This window comes from Pectobacterium sp. PL64 (assembly GCF_022477975.1).
Classification (GTDB): Bacteria; Pseudomonadota; Gammaproteobacteria; order Enterobacterales; family Enterobacteriaceae; genus Pectobacterium; species Pectobacterium jejuense.
Window position 1 is genome coordinate 4,900,369 of record NZ_CP092070.1, and the last position, 14,256, is coordinate 4,914,624.

Annotated in this window: 14 protein-coding genes and 1 pseudogene; 14 read left to right on the forward strand and 1 reads right to left on the reverse strand. The window is 45.8% G+C overall.

From position 1 onward, the window contains the following. The 13 genes and pseudogenes from HP572_RS22045 (at window position 1) to HP572_RS22105 (ending at window position 12,469) form a co-directional block, all read left to right on the forward strand. Window positions 1-433: pseudogene (locus tag HP572_RS22045) on the forward strand (DUF1249 family protein). A 107-nt stretch (window positions 434-540) separates the two neighbouring features. Further along, on the forward strand, window positions 541-1,368 hold the full coding sequence (cpdA, locus tag HP572_RS22050) for a 3',5'-cyclic-AMP phosphodiesterase (protein ID WP_240584331.1): 828 nt from the start codon (window positions 541-543) through the stop codon (window positions 1,366-1,368). Beyond that, window positions 1,368-1,949, forward strand: a complete 582-nt coding sequence (gene yqiA, locus HP572_RS22055; RefSeq protein ID WP_182813426.1) for an esterase YqiA — start codon at window positions 1,368-1,370, stop codon at window positions 1,947-1,949. Before cpdA ends, yqiA begins: the two co-directional genes overlap by 1 nt. 84 nt (window positions 1,950-2,033) lie before the next feature. Continuing rightward, complete coding sequence (parE, locus tag HP572_RS22060; protein WP_039279159.1) at window positions 2,034-3,929, forward strand: DNA topoisomerase IV subunit B; 1,896 nt, start codon at window positions 2,034-2,036, stop codon at window positions 3,927-3,929. A 706-nt stretch (window positions 3,930-4,635) separates the two neighbouring features. Next, window positions 4,636-5,346 carry a hypothetical protein gene (locus HP572_RS22065; RefSeq protein ID WP_240584332.1) on the forward strand — a complete coding sequence of 237 codons (711 nt, stop codon included), beginning with the start codon at window positions 4,636-4,638 and terminating at the stop codon, window positions 5,344-5,346. Beyond that, the gene (locus HP572_RS22070) at window positions 5,315-6,796 is read left to right on the forward strand and encodes a 4-hydroxyphenylacetate 3-hydroxylase family protein (protein ID WP_240584333.1); all 1,482 of its coding nucleotides are present in this window, start codon (window positions 5,315-5,317) and stop codon (window positions 6,794-6,796) included. Before HP572_RS22065 ends, HP572_RS22070 begins: the two co-directional genes overlap by 32 nt. Further along, window positions 6,780-7,157, forward strand: a complete 378-nt coding sequence (locus HP572_RS22075; RefSeq protein ID WP_240584334.1) for an NUDIX domain-containing protein — start codon at window positions 6,780-6,782, stop codon at window positions 7,155-7,157. The genes HP572_RS22070 and HP572_RS22075 overlap by 17 nt, the downstream gene beginning before the upstream one ends. Further along, complete coding sequence (locus tag HP572_RS22080) at window positions 7,147-8,352, forward strand: Xaa-Pro peptidase family protein (protein WP_240584335.1); 1,206 nt, start codon at window positions 7,147-7,149, stop codon at window positions 8,350-8,352. The genes HP572_RS22075 and HP572_RS22080 overlap by 11 nt, the downstream gene beginning before the upstream one ends. Window positions 8,353-8,364: 12 nt before the next feature. Then, window positions 8,365-9,384 carry a cysteine synthase family protein gene (locus tag HP572_RS22085; RefSeq protein WP_240584336.1) on the forward strand — a complete coding sequence of 340 codons (1,020 nt, stop codon included), beginning with the start codon at window positions 8,365-8,367 and terminating at the stop codon, window positions 9,382-9,384. Then, window positions 9,381-10,436, forward strand: a complete 1,056-nt coding sequence (locus HP572_RS22090) for a quinone-dependent dihydroorotate dehydrogenase (protein ID WP_240584337.1) — start codon at window positions 9,381-9,383, stop codon at window positions 10,434-10,436. The genes HP572_RS22085 and HP572_RS22090 overlap by 4 nt, the downstream gene beginning before the upstream one ends. Further along, window positions 10,417-11,070 (forward strand): orotate phosphoribosyltransferase, encoded by a 654-nt coding sequence (pyrE, locus tag HP572_RS22095; protein WP_240584338.1) that lies wholly within the window; start codon window positions 10,417-10,419, stop codon window positions 11,068-11,070. Before HP572_RS22090 ends, pyrE begins: the two co-directional genes overlap by 20 nt. A 301-nt stretch (window positions 11,071-11,371) precedes the next feature. Further along, on the forward strand, window positions 11,372-11,824 hold the full coding sequence (locus HP572_RS22100; protein ID WP_240584339.1) for a DMT family transporter: 453 nt from the start codon (window positions 11,372-11,374) through the stop codon (window positions 11,822-11,824). 81 nt (window positions 11,825-11,905) lie between these two features. Next, window positions 11,906-12,469 (forward strand): TIGR00730 family Rossman fold protein, encoded by a 564-nt coding sequence (locus tag HP572_RS22105; RefSeq protein ID WP_240584340.1) that lies wholly within the window; start codon window positions 11,906-11,908, stop codon window positions 12,467-12,469. Window positions 12,470-12,775: 306 nt separating this feature from the next. On the opposite strand, the gene HP572_RS22110 is transcribed toward HP572_RS22105, so the two are convergent. Beyond that, window positions 12,776-13,429: a TetR/AcrR family transcriptional regulator gene (locus HP572_RS22110; protein ID WP_240584341.1), complete on the reverse strand. Its 654-nt coding sequence runs from the start codon at window positions 13,427-13,429 to the stop codon at window positions 12,776-12,778. 82 nt (window positions 13,430-13,511) lie between these two features. On the opposite strand from HP572_RS22110, the gene HP572_RS22115 reads away from it, so the two are divergent. Beyond that, a complete protein-coding gene (locus HP572_RS22115) occupies window positions 13,512-14,252 on the forward strand; it encodes a 3-oxoacyl-ACP reductase family protein (RefSeq protein WP_095993485.1) in 741 nt (246 codons plus the stop codon). Window positions 14,253-14,256 lie beyond the last annotated feature (4 nt).

Sequence of the window (14,256 nt, forward strand, 5' to 3'; positions counted from 1 at the left end):
ATGAAACGTTATACTCCGGATTTCCCGGCCATGATGAGGCTATGTGAAACCAACTTCATGCAATTGCGGCGTTTGCTGCCAAAAATTGATGAAGTCGGTGAAATCGCGGTTTATCACGTCAATAATGCGGTCTATCAACTGACAATTCTTGAGTCTACGCGCTATACCTCATTGGTGGAAATTAAGCAGACAGCGCCCACTGTCAGCTATTGGAGCCTGCCAATGATGAGCGTTGAGGTTGTATCATGATGCGTTGGTTGCGGAAGTGTGTGCCAGCCAGCAGATCTTTCGCTTCAAAGCACGTTATGATTATCCTAATAAGAAGTTACATCAACGTGACGAAAAGCATCAAATTAATCAGTTTCTTGCTGATTGGCTAAAGTATTGTTTGGCGTATGGTTCGATGTCGATACCGGTTTTTGATACCCAATAGATTTCAAGACGCAGGACGGCGACGGTCGAACCAACAAGGGAAGGCAGCGTATTCTGCAATTTGAAAGATGACGGGTAGAGACAGATTTACGTAACCAAGGACACCATTTGGAAAGCCTGTTGACACTGCCTGTGGCGAGTGGCGCCAGAGTCAGGATTTTACAAATAACCGATACCCATCTTTTTGCGGGCGAGCATGAAACCTTGCTGGGTATCAACACCTATCGTAGCTATCACGCTGTGCTGAATGCCATCAAGGCTCGGCAGGATGCGTTTGATTTGATCGTCGCGACGGGCGATTTGGCGCAGGATCACACGCTGCAAGCCTACCACCATTTCTCACGCGGGATTGCGCAGATCCCTGCACCTTGCGTATGGCTTCCGGGTAACCACGATTTTCAACCGGCGATGGTTGATGCGCTGGCAGACGCCGATATTGCACCGTCCAAGCATGTGCTGCTGGGCGACAAGTGGCAAATCATCCTGTTGGACAGTCAGGTATTTGGCGTCCCACACGGCGAGCTGAGCGAATACCAGCTTGAATGGCTGGAGCGCAGCCTGAAAAGTCAGCCCGATCGCTTTACGCTGTTGCTGCTGCACCATCATCCGCATCCTTCCGGCTGTACCTGGCTCGATCAGCACAGCCTGCGTAACGCGCATAATCTGTCTGCGGTGCTGGATCGCTATCCACAGGTGAACACCGTGCTGTGCGGACATATTCATCAGGAGATGGATTTTGACTGGCATGGCCGCCGTTTGCTGGCCACGCCGTCGACCTGCGTACAGTTCAAACCGCACTGCACTAACTTCACGATTGATGACGTGGCGCCGGGCTGGCGCTATCTGGACCTGCTGCCGGATGGCCGTCTGGAAACCGAGGTCTATCGTCTCTCAGGCAGCGAATTCCTGCCTGACATGGATTCGGACGGTTACTAATGCCAACGCTTCTTTATCTGCACGGCTTCAACAGTACGCCACAGTCGGCGAAAGCGACGGCTCTGAAAACGTGGCTGGCAGAGCAGCATCCTGAAATTGATATGGTGATTCCACAGCTTCCACCGTATCCGTCGGAGGCGGCGGAGATGATGGAGTCGTTGATTATGGAGCGGGCCGGTCGTCCGGTGGGCATTGTTGGCTCTTCCCTCGGTGGATATTATGCCACCTGGCTATCCCAGTGTTTTATGCTGCCTGCCGTGGTGGTGAATCCTGCGGTGAAGCCGTTTGAACTGTTGCTGGACCATCTGGGCGAATATCAGAACCCCTACACCGGTGAACAATATGTGCTAGAGTCTCGGCACGTTTACGATCTGAAGGTCATGCAGGTTGACCGACTGGAATCGCCGGATTTGCTCTGGCTGCTGTTGCAGACAGGGGATGAGGTTCTGGACTATCGTCAGGCAGTCGCGTATTACACGGCCTGCCGTCAAACTGTGGAGTCAGGGGGCAATCATGCCTTTGTCGGATTTGAGCACTTTTTCACACCGATTGTGAATTTTTTAGGGCTCACGACAGACTGAATCGCCACCTATGCATTGAAAAACGAGCTGCCGAAAGCGGTTCGTTAAACACCATTCACTGAACTCAAAGAATTAACGCAAACTATGGCTCAATCAAGTTATAACGCTGATGCGATTGAAGTACTCAGCGGACTGGAACCGGTGCGCCGTCGTCCGGGAATGTACACCGATACCACGCGTCCTAACCATCTGGGACAAGAGGTCATAGATAACAGCGTTGATGAAGCGCTGGCGGGTCATGCACGCCGAATTGATGTGATTCTGCACGCCGATCAGTCGCTGGAAGTCATTGATGACGGTCGTGGGATGCCGGTGGATATCCACCCGGAAGAAGGCGTACCCGCCGTTGAACTGATCCTGTGTCGTCTGCACGCCGGCGGTAAATTTTCCGGTAAAAACTACCAGTTTTCGGGTGGCTTGCACGGCGTAGGGATTTCAGTGGTGAACGCCCTGTCTACCCGCGTTGAAGTGACCGTTAAGCGCGACGGTCAGGTGTACGACATCGCGTTTGAAAACGGCGATAAAGTGCAGGAACTCACCGTCACTGGCACCTGCGGACGTCGCAACACCGGAACGCGCGTGCATTTCTGGCCGGATGAGAAGTTCTTCGACAGCCCCCGTTTTTCCGTCTCCCGTTTGACGCACCTGCTGAAGGCCAAAGCGGTCTTATGTCCCGGTGTGGAAATCATCTTCAAAGATAAAGTTAACAACACCGAGCAGCGCTGGTGCTATCAGGATGGCCTGAATGACTACCTGTGCGAGGCGGTAAATGGCCTGATCACGCTGCCGGAAAAACCGTTTCTGGGGTCGATTACTGGCGATACTGAAGCCGTGGACTGGGCGCTGCTCTGGCTGCCGGAAGGCGGTGAGCTGCTGATGGAAAGCTACGTTAACCTCATCCCGACGCCAATGGGCGGGACGCACGTTAACGGCCTGCGCCAAGGTTTGCTGGATGCGATGCGTGAATTCTGCGAATTCCGCAATATTCTGCCGCGCGGCGTGAAGCTGAGTGCAGATGACATCTGGGAACGCTGTGCTTACGTGCTGTCGGTCAAAATGCAGGAACCGCAGTTTGCCGGGCAGACCAAAGAACGCCTCTCTTCTCGTCAGTGCGCCGCATTTGTGTCTGGCGTCGTGAAAGACGCCTTCAGCCTGTGGCTGAACCAGAACGTGCAGGCCGCGGAGCAGCTGGCCGAGCTGGCGATTTCCAGCGCTCAGCGCCGTATGCGCGCCGCCAAAAAAGTGGTACGTAAAAAGCTAACCAGCGGGCCGGCACTGCCAGGCAAACTGGCCGATTGTACCTCGCAGGATCTTAACCGGACGGAGCTGTTCCTGGTGGAAGGGGATTCGGCGGGCGGATCGGCGAAGCAGGCGCGCGAGCGTGAATTCCAGGCGATCATGCCATTGAAAGGTAAGATCCTGAATACCTGGGAAGTCTCCTCCGATGAGGTGCTGGCGTCGCAGGAAGTACACGATATTTCAGTCGCGATCGGTATCGATCCTGACAGCGCCGATCTCAGCCAGCTGCGTTACGGCAAGATCTGCATTCTGGCGGATGCAGACTCCGATGGTCTGCACATTGCGACGCTGCTGTGCGCGCTGTTTGTCCGCCATTTCCGGGCGCTGGTTCAGGGCGGGCATGTTTATGTCGCCATGCCGCCGTTGTACCGTATCGATCTGGGCAAAGAGGTGTACTACGCGCTGGACGAAGAGGAAAAAGCGGGCGTGCTGGAACAGCTTAAGCGCAAGAAAGGCAAGCCGAACGTACAGCGCTTTAAAGGTCTGGGCGAAATGAACCCGCTACAGCTGCGTGAAACCACGCTGGATCCGAATACGCGCCGTCTGGTGCAGTTGACCATCAACGAAGACGATATCGATCAGACGATGGCGATGATGGACATGCTGCTAGCGAAAAAACGTTCTGAAGATCGCCGCAACTGGCTGCAAGAGAAGGGCGATAAGGCGGAGATCGAGGTCTAACTGCCAACGAATAGCGTTTTATAAATCATCCAGAAAATGGATATTAGCCGTCTTTTAAGCAAGGATGCTTTATTGGACCCATCCTGATTCATTAAATGAAATGCCCTAGTAAAAAATACCAAGGGGATTCCTTTCCACCATATTGGATGGTCGAGGAATCACCTTTGTTGAATCATGGCTAGAACCTATGCATTGCCTGAATACCGGATTTGATCCAGATATGCTTGCCCATTTCCCCCACCTTTCCAGATACCCTCAGACGCCTCTGGCGTAGAATGCACTCCTGACCTTTAGAGGCGTACTATTACGTACGTCTGTCAGTAGATTCTCTTAGCTATCGCTGGTGATGCAATTATGCTCAGAGTGACAGCATCTCATAGCCGATGTAAGGCCCAATAGAAATTGGGTTTTTATTGATCCCACCCACTTGAATTAAAATCAGATTCCCATTTTTTTGTAAAAAATGTGACTTATATCTCTTTTTTTGATGAGTATACATTTCTATTAAGTTAATAATGAGATTTATATCTCATTATGGTCAGTTAAATTTGATTCATTAAAACGGGTTTGTAATTTATAAATATATCTTATGTTTTGACCTATACATCACAGGGACGCGATGATGAAAATAACAACGTGTAATTAATTTTATTGTTAATGATTAGCTTATTTATTTTAATTTAAAAAACGGTAAAGTACCTAAAACATGTCTTTTATTAGTCAAGAAATAATGATCGAACCTAGCCAGATAGACTTAAGGAAATTAAATGATAAGACTTATCTGGTGAGAATTTGCATAGCCTCCTATCATTATTTACCTGGCCAATATGTAAAATTAAGTTGTGGGGGGGAACTCGAAAGATATTTTTCTATATCCTCCTGGAATAAATCGAATTATAAGTATGATGAGATTGACATAGAGCTAATCATTGGATTTAGCGAGTTATTCTCCGTATCACATCGAATTATCCTCGAAATACAATCTGGCAACAGTGTCTCTGTCTCATTACCAATGGGGCAGGCGCATTGGCGGAAATCTGATTATGGTAACGTGCTAATCGTATGTGATACCGGATATAGTTATGCTAGAGGGATCATTCAATACCTAGCGAAGCATTACAGTGAACAACCTACACTATTAATCTGGATAAATGATAAAGGTGTTAATTATTTCACTGATAATGATATTCATGATGTTTTTATTTCAAATGAAAATTTCAATTTCAGTGCAATCCAAAGACATCACGACAATAGGGATATCTCTTTTATAAAGAAAACAATAAATACCATTAGTCCATCACACTTTTCCCTATCCAACTTCTATATCGGAAGTGGTAAAAGTTTCTTCAAGTTGATAAAAAATGAACTTCATACCCTAGGGGTTAATGAAGATAGAATTATTTCAGATAATTGCTAATAAGGCTGCTTTTATGTTAAAGGAAGATTACTTACGCAGATTGAAAATTCCGCGACAGGTTTATATTGATTCTAAATTGGTATCCGACGTATATAAAGAACCATCATTCCGCGGGGCAATTGATAGCATTGCTGAATTCTATCAGCTTCAGGAATCGCAGCCTGAATTGTTTACTTATGAAGAAAATGGTAGGAATTATCATATCAGTACGCTTGCTCCTAAAACCAAAACGGATTTGGCGAGAAAGAGAAACAGTTATAAAGCCATTGCCGATTTATCATTTGGAATGTTGGGAAGAACACCCGATTTCATCAATAGCGCTTTAGCGGCTATGGCAACAAACTCCCATGTTCTCGGATCGGGTCAATACACTGATTTTTCTAGTAATGCAGTCAAATACTATGAACGATGCCGAAATGAAAATTTGTTCGTGGGCCATGGCGCAATTAATCCTCAAATTGATAGGGGTATTCAGTTAGGGTTACAAGAAAACAAATACTGTGGGGTTCGGTCTATTTCCCATGATTCAAAAGGAATGATCGTCCGCGGCGCTAAAATGATAGTGACGTTGGCTCCAATTGCTGATGAGCTCTTAGTATTTAATATGCCGGGATTGATCCCCGGTGACGAAGACTTTGCCCTCGCATTTGCTGTACCGGTTACGGCTCCGGGCGTGAAGCTCATTTGTCGAAAGCCTCTTAACCATAATGGTTACAATCTGTTAGACCATCCAATTTCAAATCTTTTTGATGAGTCGGATGCGTATATGGTTTTTGAGGATGTCTTTATTCCATGGAGTGATGTTTTTGTCTTCAGAGATATAGAGAAGTCGAATGCATTTTACGATAAGACAAGAATTCGAAACCATAATGGACATCAAGGGATTGTTCGAGGACTGGCAAAAGCTGAATTACTGACTAGCGTTGCGATTGAACTGGCTAATAAAATGGGCTTGGGGAATTTCTTGAACGTCCAAGAACAACTAGGAGAGATGACCTCAAGTCTGGAGTTAGTTCGTGGTGCGATCTTGTTAGCTGAAGAAGATGCAACCTTAGAAAATGAACTTTTAAATCCTAGCATTCATGCTATTCAAGCTATCCGTTATCATTTTCCTAAGTGGTATCATCGGATGGTTAATATCATTCAATCTCTCTCTGCGGGTTCAATGCTTGCTGTTCCTCATCATGGAGACTTTGAGAATAGCAATGGGTCGGTTCTTAAAGAAGCGTTAAGAAATAAAAAAATAAGTGCGGAAGATAGATGTTTCCTCTTGAATTTGGCATGGGATCTTAGTGGCGATGGCTTTGGCCAAAGGCAAATGGTATATGAAAAATATCATGCAGGCGATCCTATAAGAATAGCTGCAATGCATTATTCAAATTATCCAAAAGATGAATTATTTAAACATCTCGATAATATAAAGAGAATTTATCATGATTCATTGTGCTAGCTTGGCATATATCAAGCAAGGCAAAGTGTTGTTGGTTCGTGTCCGGGACAATACGGTGTGGTATTTTCCTGGTGGAAAAATATCGCCAGGAGAAAATCCTCAAGAAACATTAATACGAGAGCTTGAAGAGGAACTCGGGTTCACTGCTCCTGCATCCGAATTGCGCTTTCTGACTACAGTAACCGGACCAAATCATGATGGTAGCGATAGCGTTCATCTGTCTATTTTTACCATCTCATGCTTACCACCTGTTACCCCATGCGCTGAAGTCAGTGAATTGGGATGGTTTTCTCTTTCTGATACTGCGCGAATGGCTCCGGCTGTCGTAAAAACGCTCAAGGTTATTAACAATGGCTTATGATACGTCTCAAATCCGAGATCTTTTCGACAGAGAAAAAATAGACTTATTGATTGGATCAAGCAGAGAAAATATTCACTATTTCACGGGTTTTTCACCTGTTGTTAAAACGCTGAATCCCTATCATGGGCAATGCTATGTATTACTTCATCGGCATGATATTGGTGCTGTTAGCATCGTGCATTCGATTGGCGAAATAGATCAAGTACTTGATGCGGATGTTCCCGTCCAACATGTTCAGTCCTACGGGACATTTTACCGTGAATATGATGGCAAAATTAGCTTAAAGGAAGATGAAGCTGAACTTCAGAAACTTAGCAATATAGCGCTATCTCAGGCCTCACCAGCTGAAGCTTTGGAAAAGCTGATTCGTAAACTACGAGACTATGGTGACATAACTAGCATCGGGTTTGATGCAGATGGCATGCCGCTACAGACCTTGGATTATCTTAAGAAAAACTTGCCCGGCATCAAATGGATCGACGTATCTAAAGAGATACGCCAGGCGAGGAGGCATAAAACGCCAAAAGAAGTCGATATGCTGACAAAATCGGCTCAGATTAATGAGGCTGCGATTTATGAGGCGATAAATTTAGTCAGCATAGGTTCCAGTGAGACTGAAATAGCAAGTTGGTTTAATCAGGCACTTGTAAAAAAAGGTGCTTTCCCTTCCCTGACGATGCTTAAAGTGGGACGAGCTGCAGTTGGTGGACAGAGGCGACAAAATGAAGAGTTGTGTCTGAAATCAGGCGATCTTCTTTGGTTTGATTCTGACGCAGTTTATCAAGGCTATTGGTCAGATATTGCACGAGTATATGCAATCGACAGTGTGGAGCCTTTTATACTAAAGCGTTATCGGGCACTGCAAAATGGAATGTTATCGGCGCTTGATTTTATCCGGCCCGGACAAACAGGAAAGCAAATTTTTTCTCATATTATGGATGTTGTCCACCGTTCCGGTTTTCCTGAATATCGCCGTCATCATGTTGGGCATGCCATTGGTTTAGAACCTTATGAACTCCCTATACTAAATCCTGCTGACGAAAATATTATACAAGAAGGGATGGTTTTGTCGGTAGAAACACCTTACTACGAGTTTGGAATGGGAGCCCTACATATAGAGGATCCGCTTTTTGTCGGCTCTTCTTGCAACCATTTTTTAACTTCGGATCCAGCGCCTAACTTCAAGATTCTATAAGGGAATATAAATATGTACACAGTAACTAATGTGAGTGAACTGATTGGTAATACTCCGGTTTTTTCTCTTGAGCATCCTTTGGTTCCAAAGAATAAAAAGCTTTTTATTAAACTTGAACAATTCAATCCAAATTTTAGTATAAAAGATCGGACTGCATTGGGATTGATTAACAAAGCATTCGAAAGTGGTAAATTGCGTCCTGGTGGTACAGTTATTGAATCTACGTCGGGCAATTTGGGAAAATCCCTTGCCATGCTCAGCGCTTGTATGGGGTTTAATCTCATCGTCGTTGTCGATCCGAAAGTGAGTAAAAATTCACTTAATTGGTTTACCGCTTTTGGTGCTAAGGTGGAAATTGTCAATACTCCCGATGCTTCTGGCGGATATCAAAAGGCAAGAATTGAGAGAGTTAAAGCATTATTGAATCAGAACCCCGAAGCATATTGGACCAACCAATATGATAATCCCGACAATCCTGAGTATCATGAAACAGTCACAGCAAGAGAATTTCTTGAAGTCTCTGTAGATATGTTGGTTGGTTCAGTCAGTACAGGAGGGCATTTCGGCGGTATTACTAAGGGAGTAAAGGCTGTTTACCCCCACGTCAGATTTATGGCATGTGATGTTGCCGGATCGGCGATTTTCGGGAAACCTTTTCATCCTTACTTATTAAATGGGTTGGGATTAAGCTGGCGAGCTGATAATACCGATCTGGATGTATTCGATTTTCTCCACAGCGTGAGCGATCAAAACGCAATATCATTATGCCGACTGCTTGCAAAAGATGTCGGACTTATGTTGGGTGGTTCTTCCGGCGTTGTTATATTCTCAGCATTGATGGCTTTACAGCTTCCGGAGATTAATTCTGTCATGGCGATTGCACCAGATTCCGGCGTGAATTACCTTGAGCAGTTTTATGATGATTCTTGGCTTGAGGAGAAAAATGTAAAATTGCTGACGGGTGAACAATTAAAGAATCAAATAAAAATCAGTTTCGATGCATTTCAGGATAATCTGGTAACCGAAAAATGATTCTTGAACTCTGTCGAAAAACGTTACTTCGACTTCCACCAGAAACCGCGCATCATCTTGCAATTTTTAGCTTGAGCCGTTTTTCATATAAAAACAGTATCGCTATACCTGATGGTGTTTCTCAGACAATATGGAATAAAAACTTCGTTCACCCTTTGGGGATTGGGGCTGGATTTGATAAAGATGCCGAAGCTTATAATGCACTGGGGAAACTAGGTTTTAGTTTTGTAGAAGTTGGTTCAATAACGCCGAAAGCACAGCCAGGTAATCCTCGACCACGTCTATTCCGATTAAAGGATATGGGCGCAATAATTAATCGTTATGGTTTTAACTCTAAAGGTATGTTATATGCTCAACAACGCTTAATTGAAGATAAGAAAAACGTTATTTTAGGTGTGAATCTTGGAAAGAATAAGGATTCGGTAGACTATCTTGACGATTTCATGTGTGTTGCTGAGGGACTTATAGATTATGCAGACTACTTAACTATTAACCTGTCTTCGCCTAATACCCCAGGGTTAAGAGATTTACAGCATGCTGAGACTATTGAACCGTTGTTAGAAAAATTACATCGGTTAAGGCTGGAGAAGAAGGTAGATTGCCCGATCCTTATCAAGTTATCTCCAGATATGGAATCGCATGACGAAGCCAATTTGCTCACTTATCTGGCTGGCTCTTTAGTTGATGGCCTGATTGTGAGTAATACAACCGTTAGCAGGCATAACTTTTCACCGGTCCCTACAATGTTACAAACTGGTGGGATGTCTGGTAAACCGTTACAGGAAAGGGCGCGTGATATGCTTACGAGAGTCTTTAAGGTAATTGGTTACAGCAAGCCCATTATAGCTTCTGGTGGCATTGATAGTGGAGCGGAAGCTTATAGACGCATTTGTTTAGGTGCAAGTCTTTGCCAAATATACACCGCCTTTATATATGAAGGTCCCGCCATTTTGCCGAAGATGCTAGCTGAAATTGAATGTCTTATGAGGCAAGATGGGTTCGAAACAATTAGCCAAGCAATAGGTTCATATTATGAAAAACACTCAGGATGAGTTTGCGAAATTTTTAATTGATAGTCAGGTAATAGAATTTGGTGAGTTTAAACTTAAGTCATCTAGAATTAGTCCTTATTTTTTCAACTTTGGAAAGTTATCAAGTGCTAGCTTATTAAATAAAACAGCACATTTCTATGCACGCTTCATTATAGAGAATGGCTTAAGTCCCGATATAATTTTTGGACCAGCATATAAAGGTATACCGCTGGGTGTGGCGACGGCTTTGGCTTTGCAACGTGATTTCGATTATGAAGTTAAGTATTCTTTTAATAGAAAAGAAGTGAAGTCATATGGTGATGGTGGTCTTCTGGTTGGCGAGTCGTTGTCAAACGCCAGTGTAATGATCGTTGACGACGTTATAACCTCTGGAATGACAATCGATGACACAATAGAGATCATCCGTTCGCAAGGCGGGCATCCCCTGGCATATCTTGTTGCGTTAGATCGTCAGGAATGTGCTCTGGATACGGAAAATTCAGCGTTACAAGCTGCTATGGAACGCTTGGATCTGAATATTTTTTCTATCACCACCATTCAGCACGTGATCAGTTGTTTGCAGAAATATGGTCAGGAGCAAGAGAAAATCGATGCTATCCAGATCTACCTCAATAAATATGGGGCTAAGCGCTGATATCCTGAAAAAGAAATCCGGAACTTACTATATCTAATTTTAATAATTTCGCCCGGCGATAGTTGGGGGACGATTGGATACAGGTAATGCTAACTATTCATCTAACCAGATTAGATTAGAAGGATTCTAAAAAGTCGTGTTGCCAATAGGGAGCATACTCGGTTGGTATCTTTTTTCCTGACAAGATTGCTAAGTACTGGCTTCACTCATCTTTCCAGGTGTATTGTTAGATATATTATTTAAAATTCAGCGAGATAGGAGAAGATTAAATAGATATCTAACATAATTAGCAGGAGCTTCCTTGAGCTTTATTTATTATTTTTTAGCTGTAAGCGTGGGTATTGCTATAGCGACTCAATCTGCAGTCAATAATCAACTGAAATCGATACTGGGTGGTAGTACCATGCTTGCCGCATTAATTTCATTTATTGTTGGCACGCTATGCCTTTTCTTCCTGTGTGCGGCATCGGGAGAACGTTTTAATCAGCTGATTCAATTACGCCATTGCAACATAGGGTTGCTATCTGGTGGAGTTTTGGGCGCATTTTTCGTTTTTGGCACGACATTCCTTGCTCCCAGATTAGGAATAGCGGCCATGATTTCTCTTGTTATTTTTGGACAGATATCAATGTCTTTATTATTAGATAAATTTGGGCTTCTTGGCTTACCTATACGAGAGATTGCACCCATGCGACTCGTGGGCGTATTATTAGTTTTAGCTGGAGTATTATGCGTTAATCTAAAAGCTAGTTGATATATGAAGCATAATACATTTGGTATGCGAGTAAATGCTTTTAGTTAGCAGAATTATAATTACTATGGAATAAGGTTGAATATGCGTGCAGCTGTTTTCTGCGGTTCCAGTCACGGAACAGATCCTGAATATGTAAGAAAAACTGAAAGCTTGGCTTTAGCAATGGCGCGAGAAAAGGTTGACCTGGTTTATGGTGGTGGACGAGTCGGATTGATGGGGACACTCGCTGACGCTGCGATATCTTCAGGCGTCCATGTTATCGGGATTATGCCTCAATCTTTAGTCGATCATGAGCTGGCCCATCGCGAAGTACATGAGCTTAAAGTTGTTAAAGATATGCATGCCAGAAAGTCATCAATGGCAGAGCATGCTGATATCTTTATCGCTTTACCAGGGGGAGCGGGTACGTTAGAGGAGATTTTTGAAGCTTGGACATGGGCGCAACTTGGTTTACACAATAAGCCCTGTGCGTTTCTTAATATAAATGGCTATTACGATGACTTGTTAGCCTTCATTGACAAGATGATCAGCAAGGGTTTTATGAAGCAAGAGTACTCTGAAATGCTGATTGTTTCACATGACCCCGAAGACCTTCTCCAGAAAGCGTTATCCTATGTCCCACCAAAACCGAAATGGCAGCGCTAGAAATGCGAAAAGGTATAGTGCGGGTTTATAACCGTACGAGTTGAGCATCCCTTCATGATGAAAATTAGTGAGAACATCACTGGTTTTTTCTTGTTAAATCATAGATCTCCTGATTCAGGCCACATATTTATGTGTGGCCTTTGAATGTATTGCGTCGAAATTGAATGATACCGCTATGGCGTTGCCGCCCACTAAGGCGATCTCCGTGGTAGGGGCAACGAAAAACACCATATCGACGGCGCGGCATTTTCAACGATCGGTTTGCAGCAGCTAATTTTCAATAACCAATTTTCAACTTCTGGCTTTTCAACCTTTCGTCGTCTGCGCATCCCATCCTGACAGGGCGTATTGAACGATATTCTCCAGCTCTGCGCGGCTGGTGCCATCGCGTGATTGCAGCACCATTCCGCCCTGTATCGCGAGAACATAGCGCGCCAGTCCGTTAACGTTCAGCGCGGCGTCCAATTCCCCCTCGGAAACCGCTTGTGCAAAGCGTGTTTCTAGCTTTTTCAGCGCCTGCGCGCGCGCGTCCCGCACGATAGCGCCAAGGGTAGAATTCCCCTCTTCGCCGACGGCGGACAGCACCAGCATACAGCCGGGAGGATCGTCTGAACCGTTTGCTCCGGTAAGCGCTGCGGCTGAATCCATCAGGTAGGCTTGAACGGCATCACGGGCCGTCCGGGCGCTCTCGAAACCCGCCCAGACGCGTGGGCCGTAGTGTTCGGCATAGTAGCGAAGCGCTTCGGCGTACAGCTCCTCTTTCGACCCAAACGCGGCATATAGGCTGGGCGATCCGATCCCCATGGCGGCAGTGAGATCTGACATCGAGGTAGCGGAAAAGCCCTTGTGCCAGAAAAGGTGTGTTGCCTTTTCCAGTGCTTTTTCGCGATCGAACGCCCGTGGTCGCCCTTTGGCAGGACGTTCCGTTGCTACGTTTTTAGGAGTAAATGAATTCTGCATCGTTCGTTACATAAATGGATTGACGGTTACCCAGAGGGCGTTTATAACATTATATATCAATCACTACAAAATAGGGTAAACGATGACCGAACTTGCAGGTAAAAAAGCGCTGGTGACTGGCGCATCTCGCGGCATTGGTGCGGCCATTGCGCTTGAACTGGCGGAAAAAGGCGCAGATGTGGCGATCACCTACCAGAACTCTGAGGCACGGGCATTGGAGGTAGTGCGGGCGATTGAAGCCAAAGGCCGTCGCGCCTTTGCGATAAAGGCCGACAGCGCGGACGCCGAAGCCGTTGTGCGCTCGGTGAATGAGGCAGCAGACGCGCTGGGCGGTCTGGATATTCTCGTCAATAACGCCGGAATTGCCCGCGGCGGCATGCTGTCTCAGCTGAGCCTGGCGGATATTGACGACACGCTGAACGTGAATGTGCGTGCCGTGTTGCTGGCATCGCAAGCGGCGATCCCGCATTTAGGTCAGGGCGGTCGTATTATCTCGATAGGATCGAGTGTCGCCGAGCGTGTTCCGATGCCGGGCATGTCGGTCTACGCGATGTCTAAATCGGCGCTACTGTCTTTCACCCGCGGGCTGGCGCGTGAGCTGGGGCCGAATGGCATCACCGTGAATCTGGTGCATCCGGGGTCAACCGATACCGATATGAACCCGGCTGACGGCGAGTATTCAGAGGCGCAGCGTTCGTCGATCGCTCTGGGCCATTATGGCAAGCCTGAAGACATTGCGGCAGCCGTCGCGTTTCTGGCGAGTCCGGCAGCCCGGCAGATTACGGGAACCGGGATCACGGTGGATGGCGGATCTAACGCCTAACGCG

What these genes read in the sequence shown, in the direction of transcription:
- yqiA (WP_182813426.1), top strand. Translation starts at nt 1,368, where the DNA reads ATGCCAACGCTTCTTTATCTGCACGGCTTCAACAGTACGCCACAGTCG.
- parE (WP_039279159.1), top strand. Translation starts at nt 2,034, where the DNA reads ATGGCTCAATCAAGTTATAACGCTGATGCGATTGAAGTACTCAGCGGA.
- HP572_RS22065 (WP_240584332.1), top strand. Translation starts at nt 4,636, where the DNA reads ATGTCTTTTATTAGTCAAGAAATAATGATCGAACCTAGCCAGATAGAC.
- HP572_RS22070 (WP_240584333.1), top strand. Translation starts at nt 5,315, where the DNA reads ATGAAGATAGAATTATTTCAGATAATTGCTAATAAGGCTGCTTTTATG.
- HP572_RS22075 (WP_240584334.1), top strand. Translation starts at nt 6,780, where the DNA reads ATGATTCATTGTGCTAGCTTGGCATATATCAAGCAAGGCAAAGTGTTG.
- HP572_RS22080 (WP_240584335.1), top strand. Translation starts at nt 7,147, where the DNA reads ATGGCTTATGATACGTCTCAAATCCGAGATCTTTTCGACAGAGAAAAA.
- HP572_RS22085 (WP_240584336.1), top strand. Translation starts at nt 8,365, where the DNA reads ATGTACACAGTAACTAATGTGAGTGAACTGATTGGTAATACTCCGGTT.
- HP572_RS22090 (WP_240584337.1), top strand. Translation starts at nt 9,381, where the DNA reads ATGATTCTTGAACTCTGTCGAAAAACGTTACTTCGACTTCCACCAGAA.
- pyrE (WP_240584338.1), top strand. Translation starts at nt 10,417, where the DNA reads ATGAAAAACACTCAGGATGAGTTTGCGAAATTTTTAATTGATAGTCAG.
- HP572_RS22105 (WP_240584340.1), top strand. Translation starts at nt 11,906, where the DNA reads ATGCGTGCAGCTGTTTTCTGCGGTTCCAGTCACGGAACAGATCCTGAA.
- HP572_RS22110 (WP_240584341.1), bottom strand. Translation starts at nt 13,429, where the DNA reads ATGCAGAATTCATTTACTCCTAAAAACGTAGCAACGGAACGTCCTGCC.
- HP572_RS22115 (WP_095993485.1), top strand. Translation starts at nt 13,512, where the DNA reads ATGACCGAACTTGCAGGTAAAAAAGCGCTGGTGACTGGCGCATCTCGC.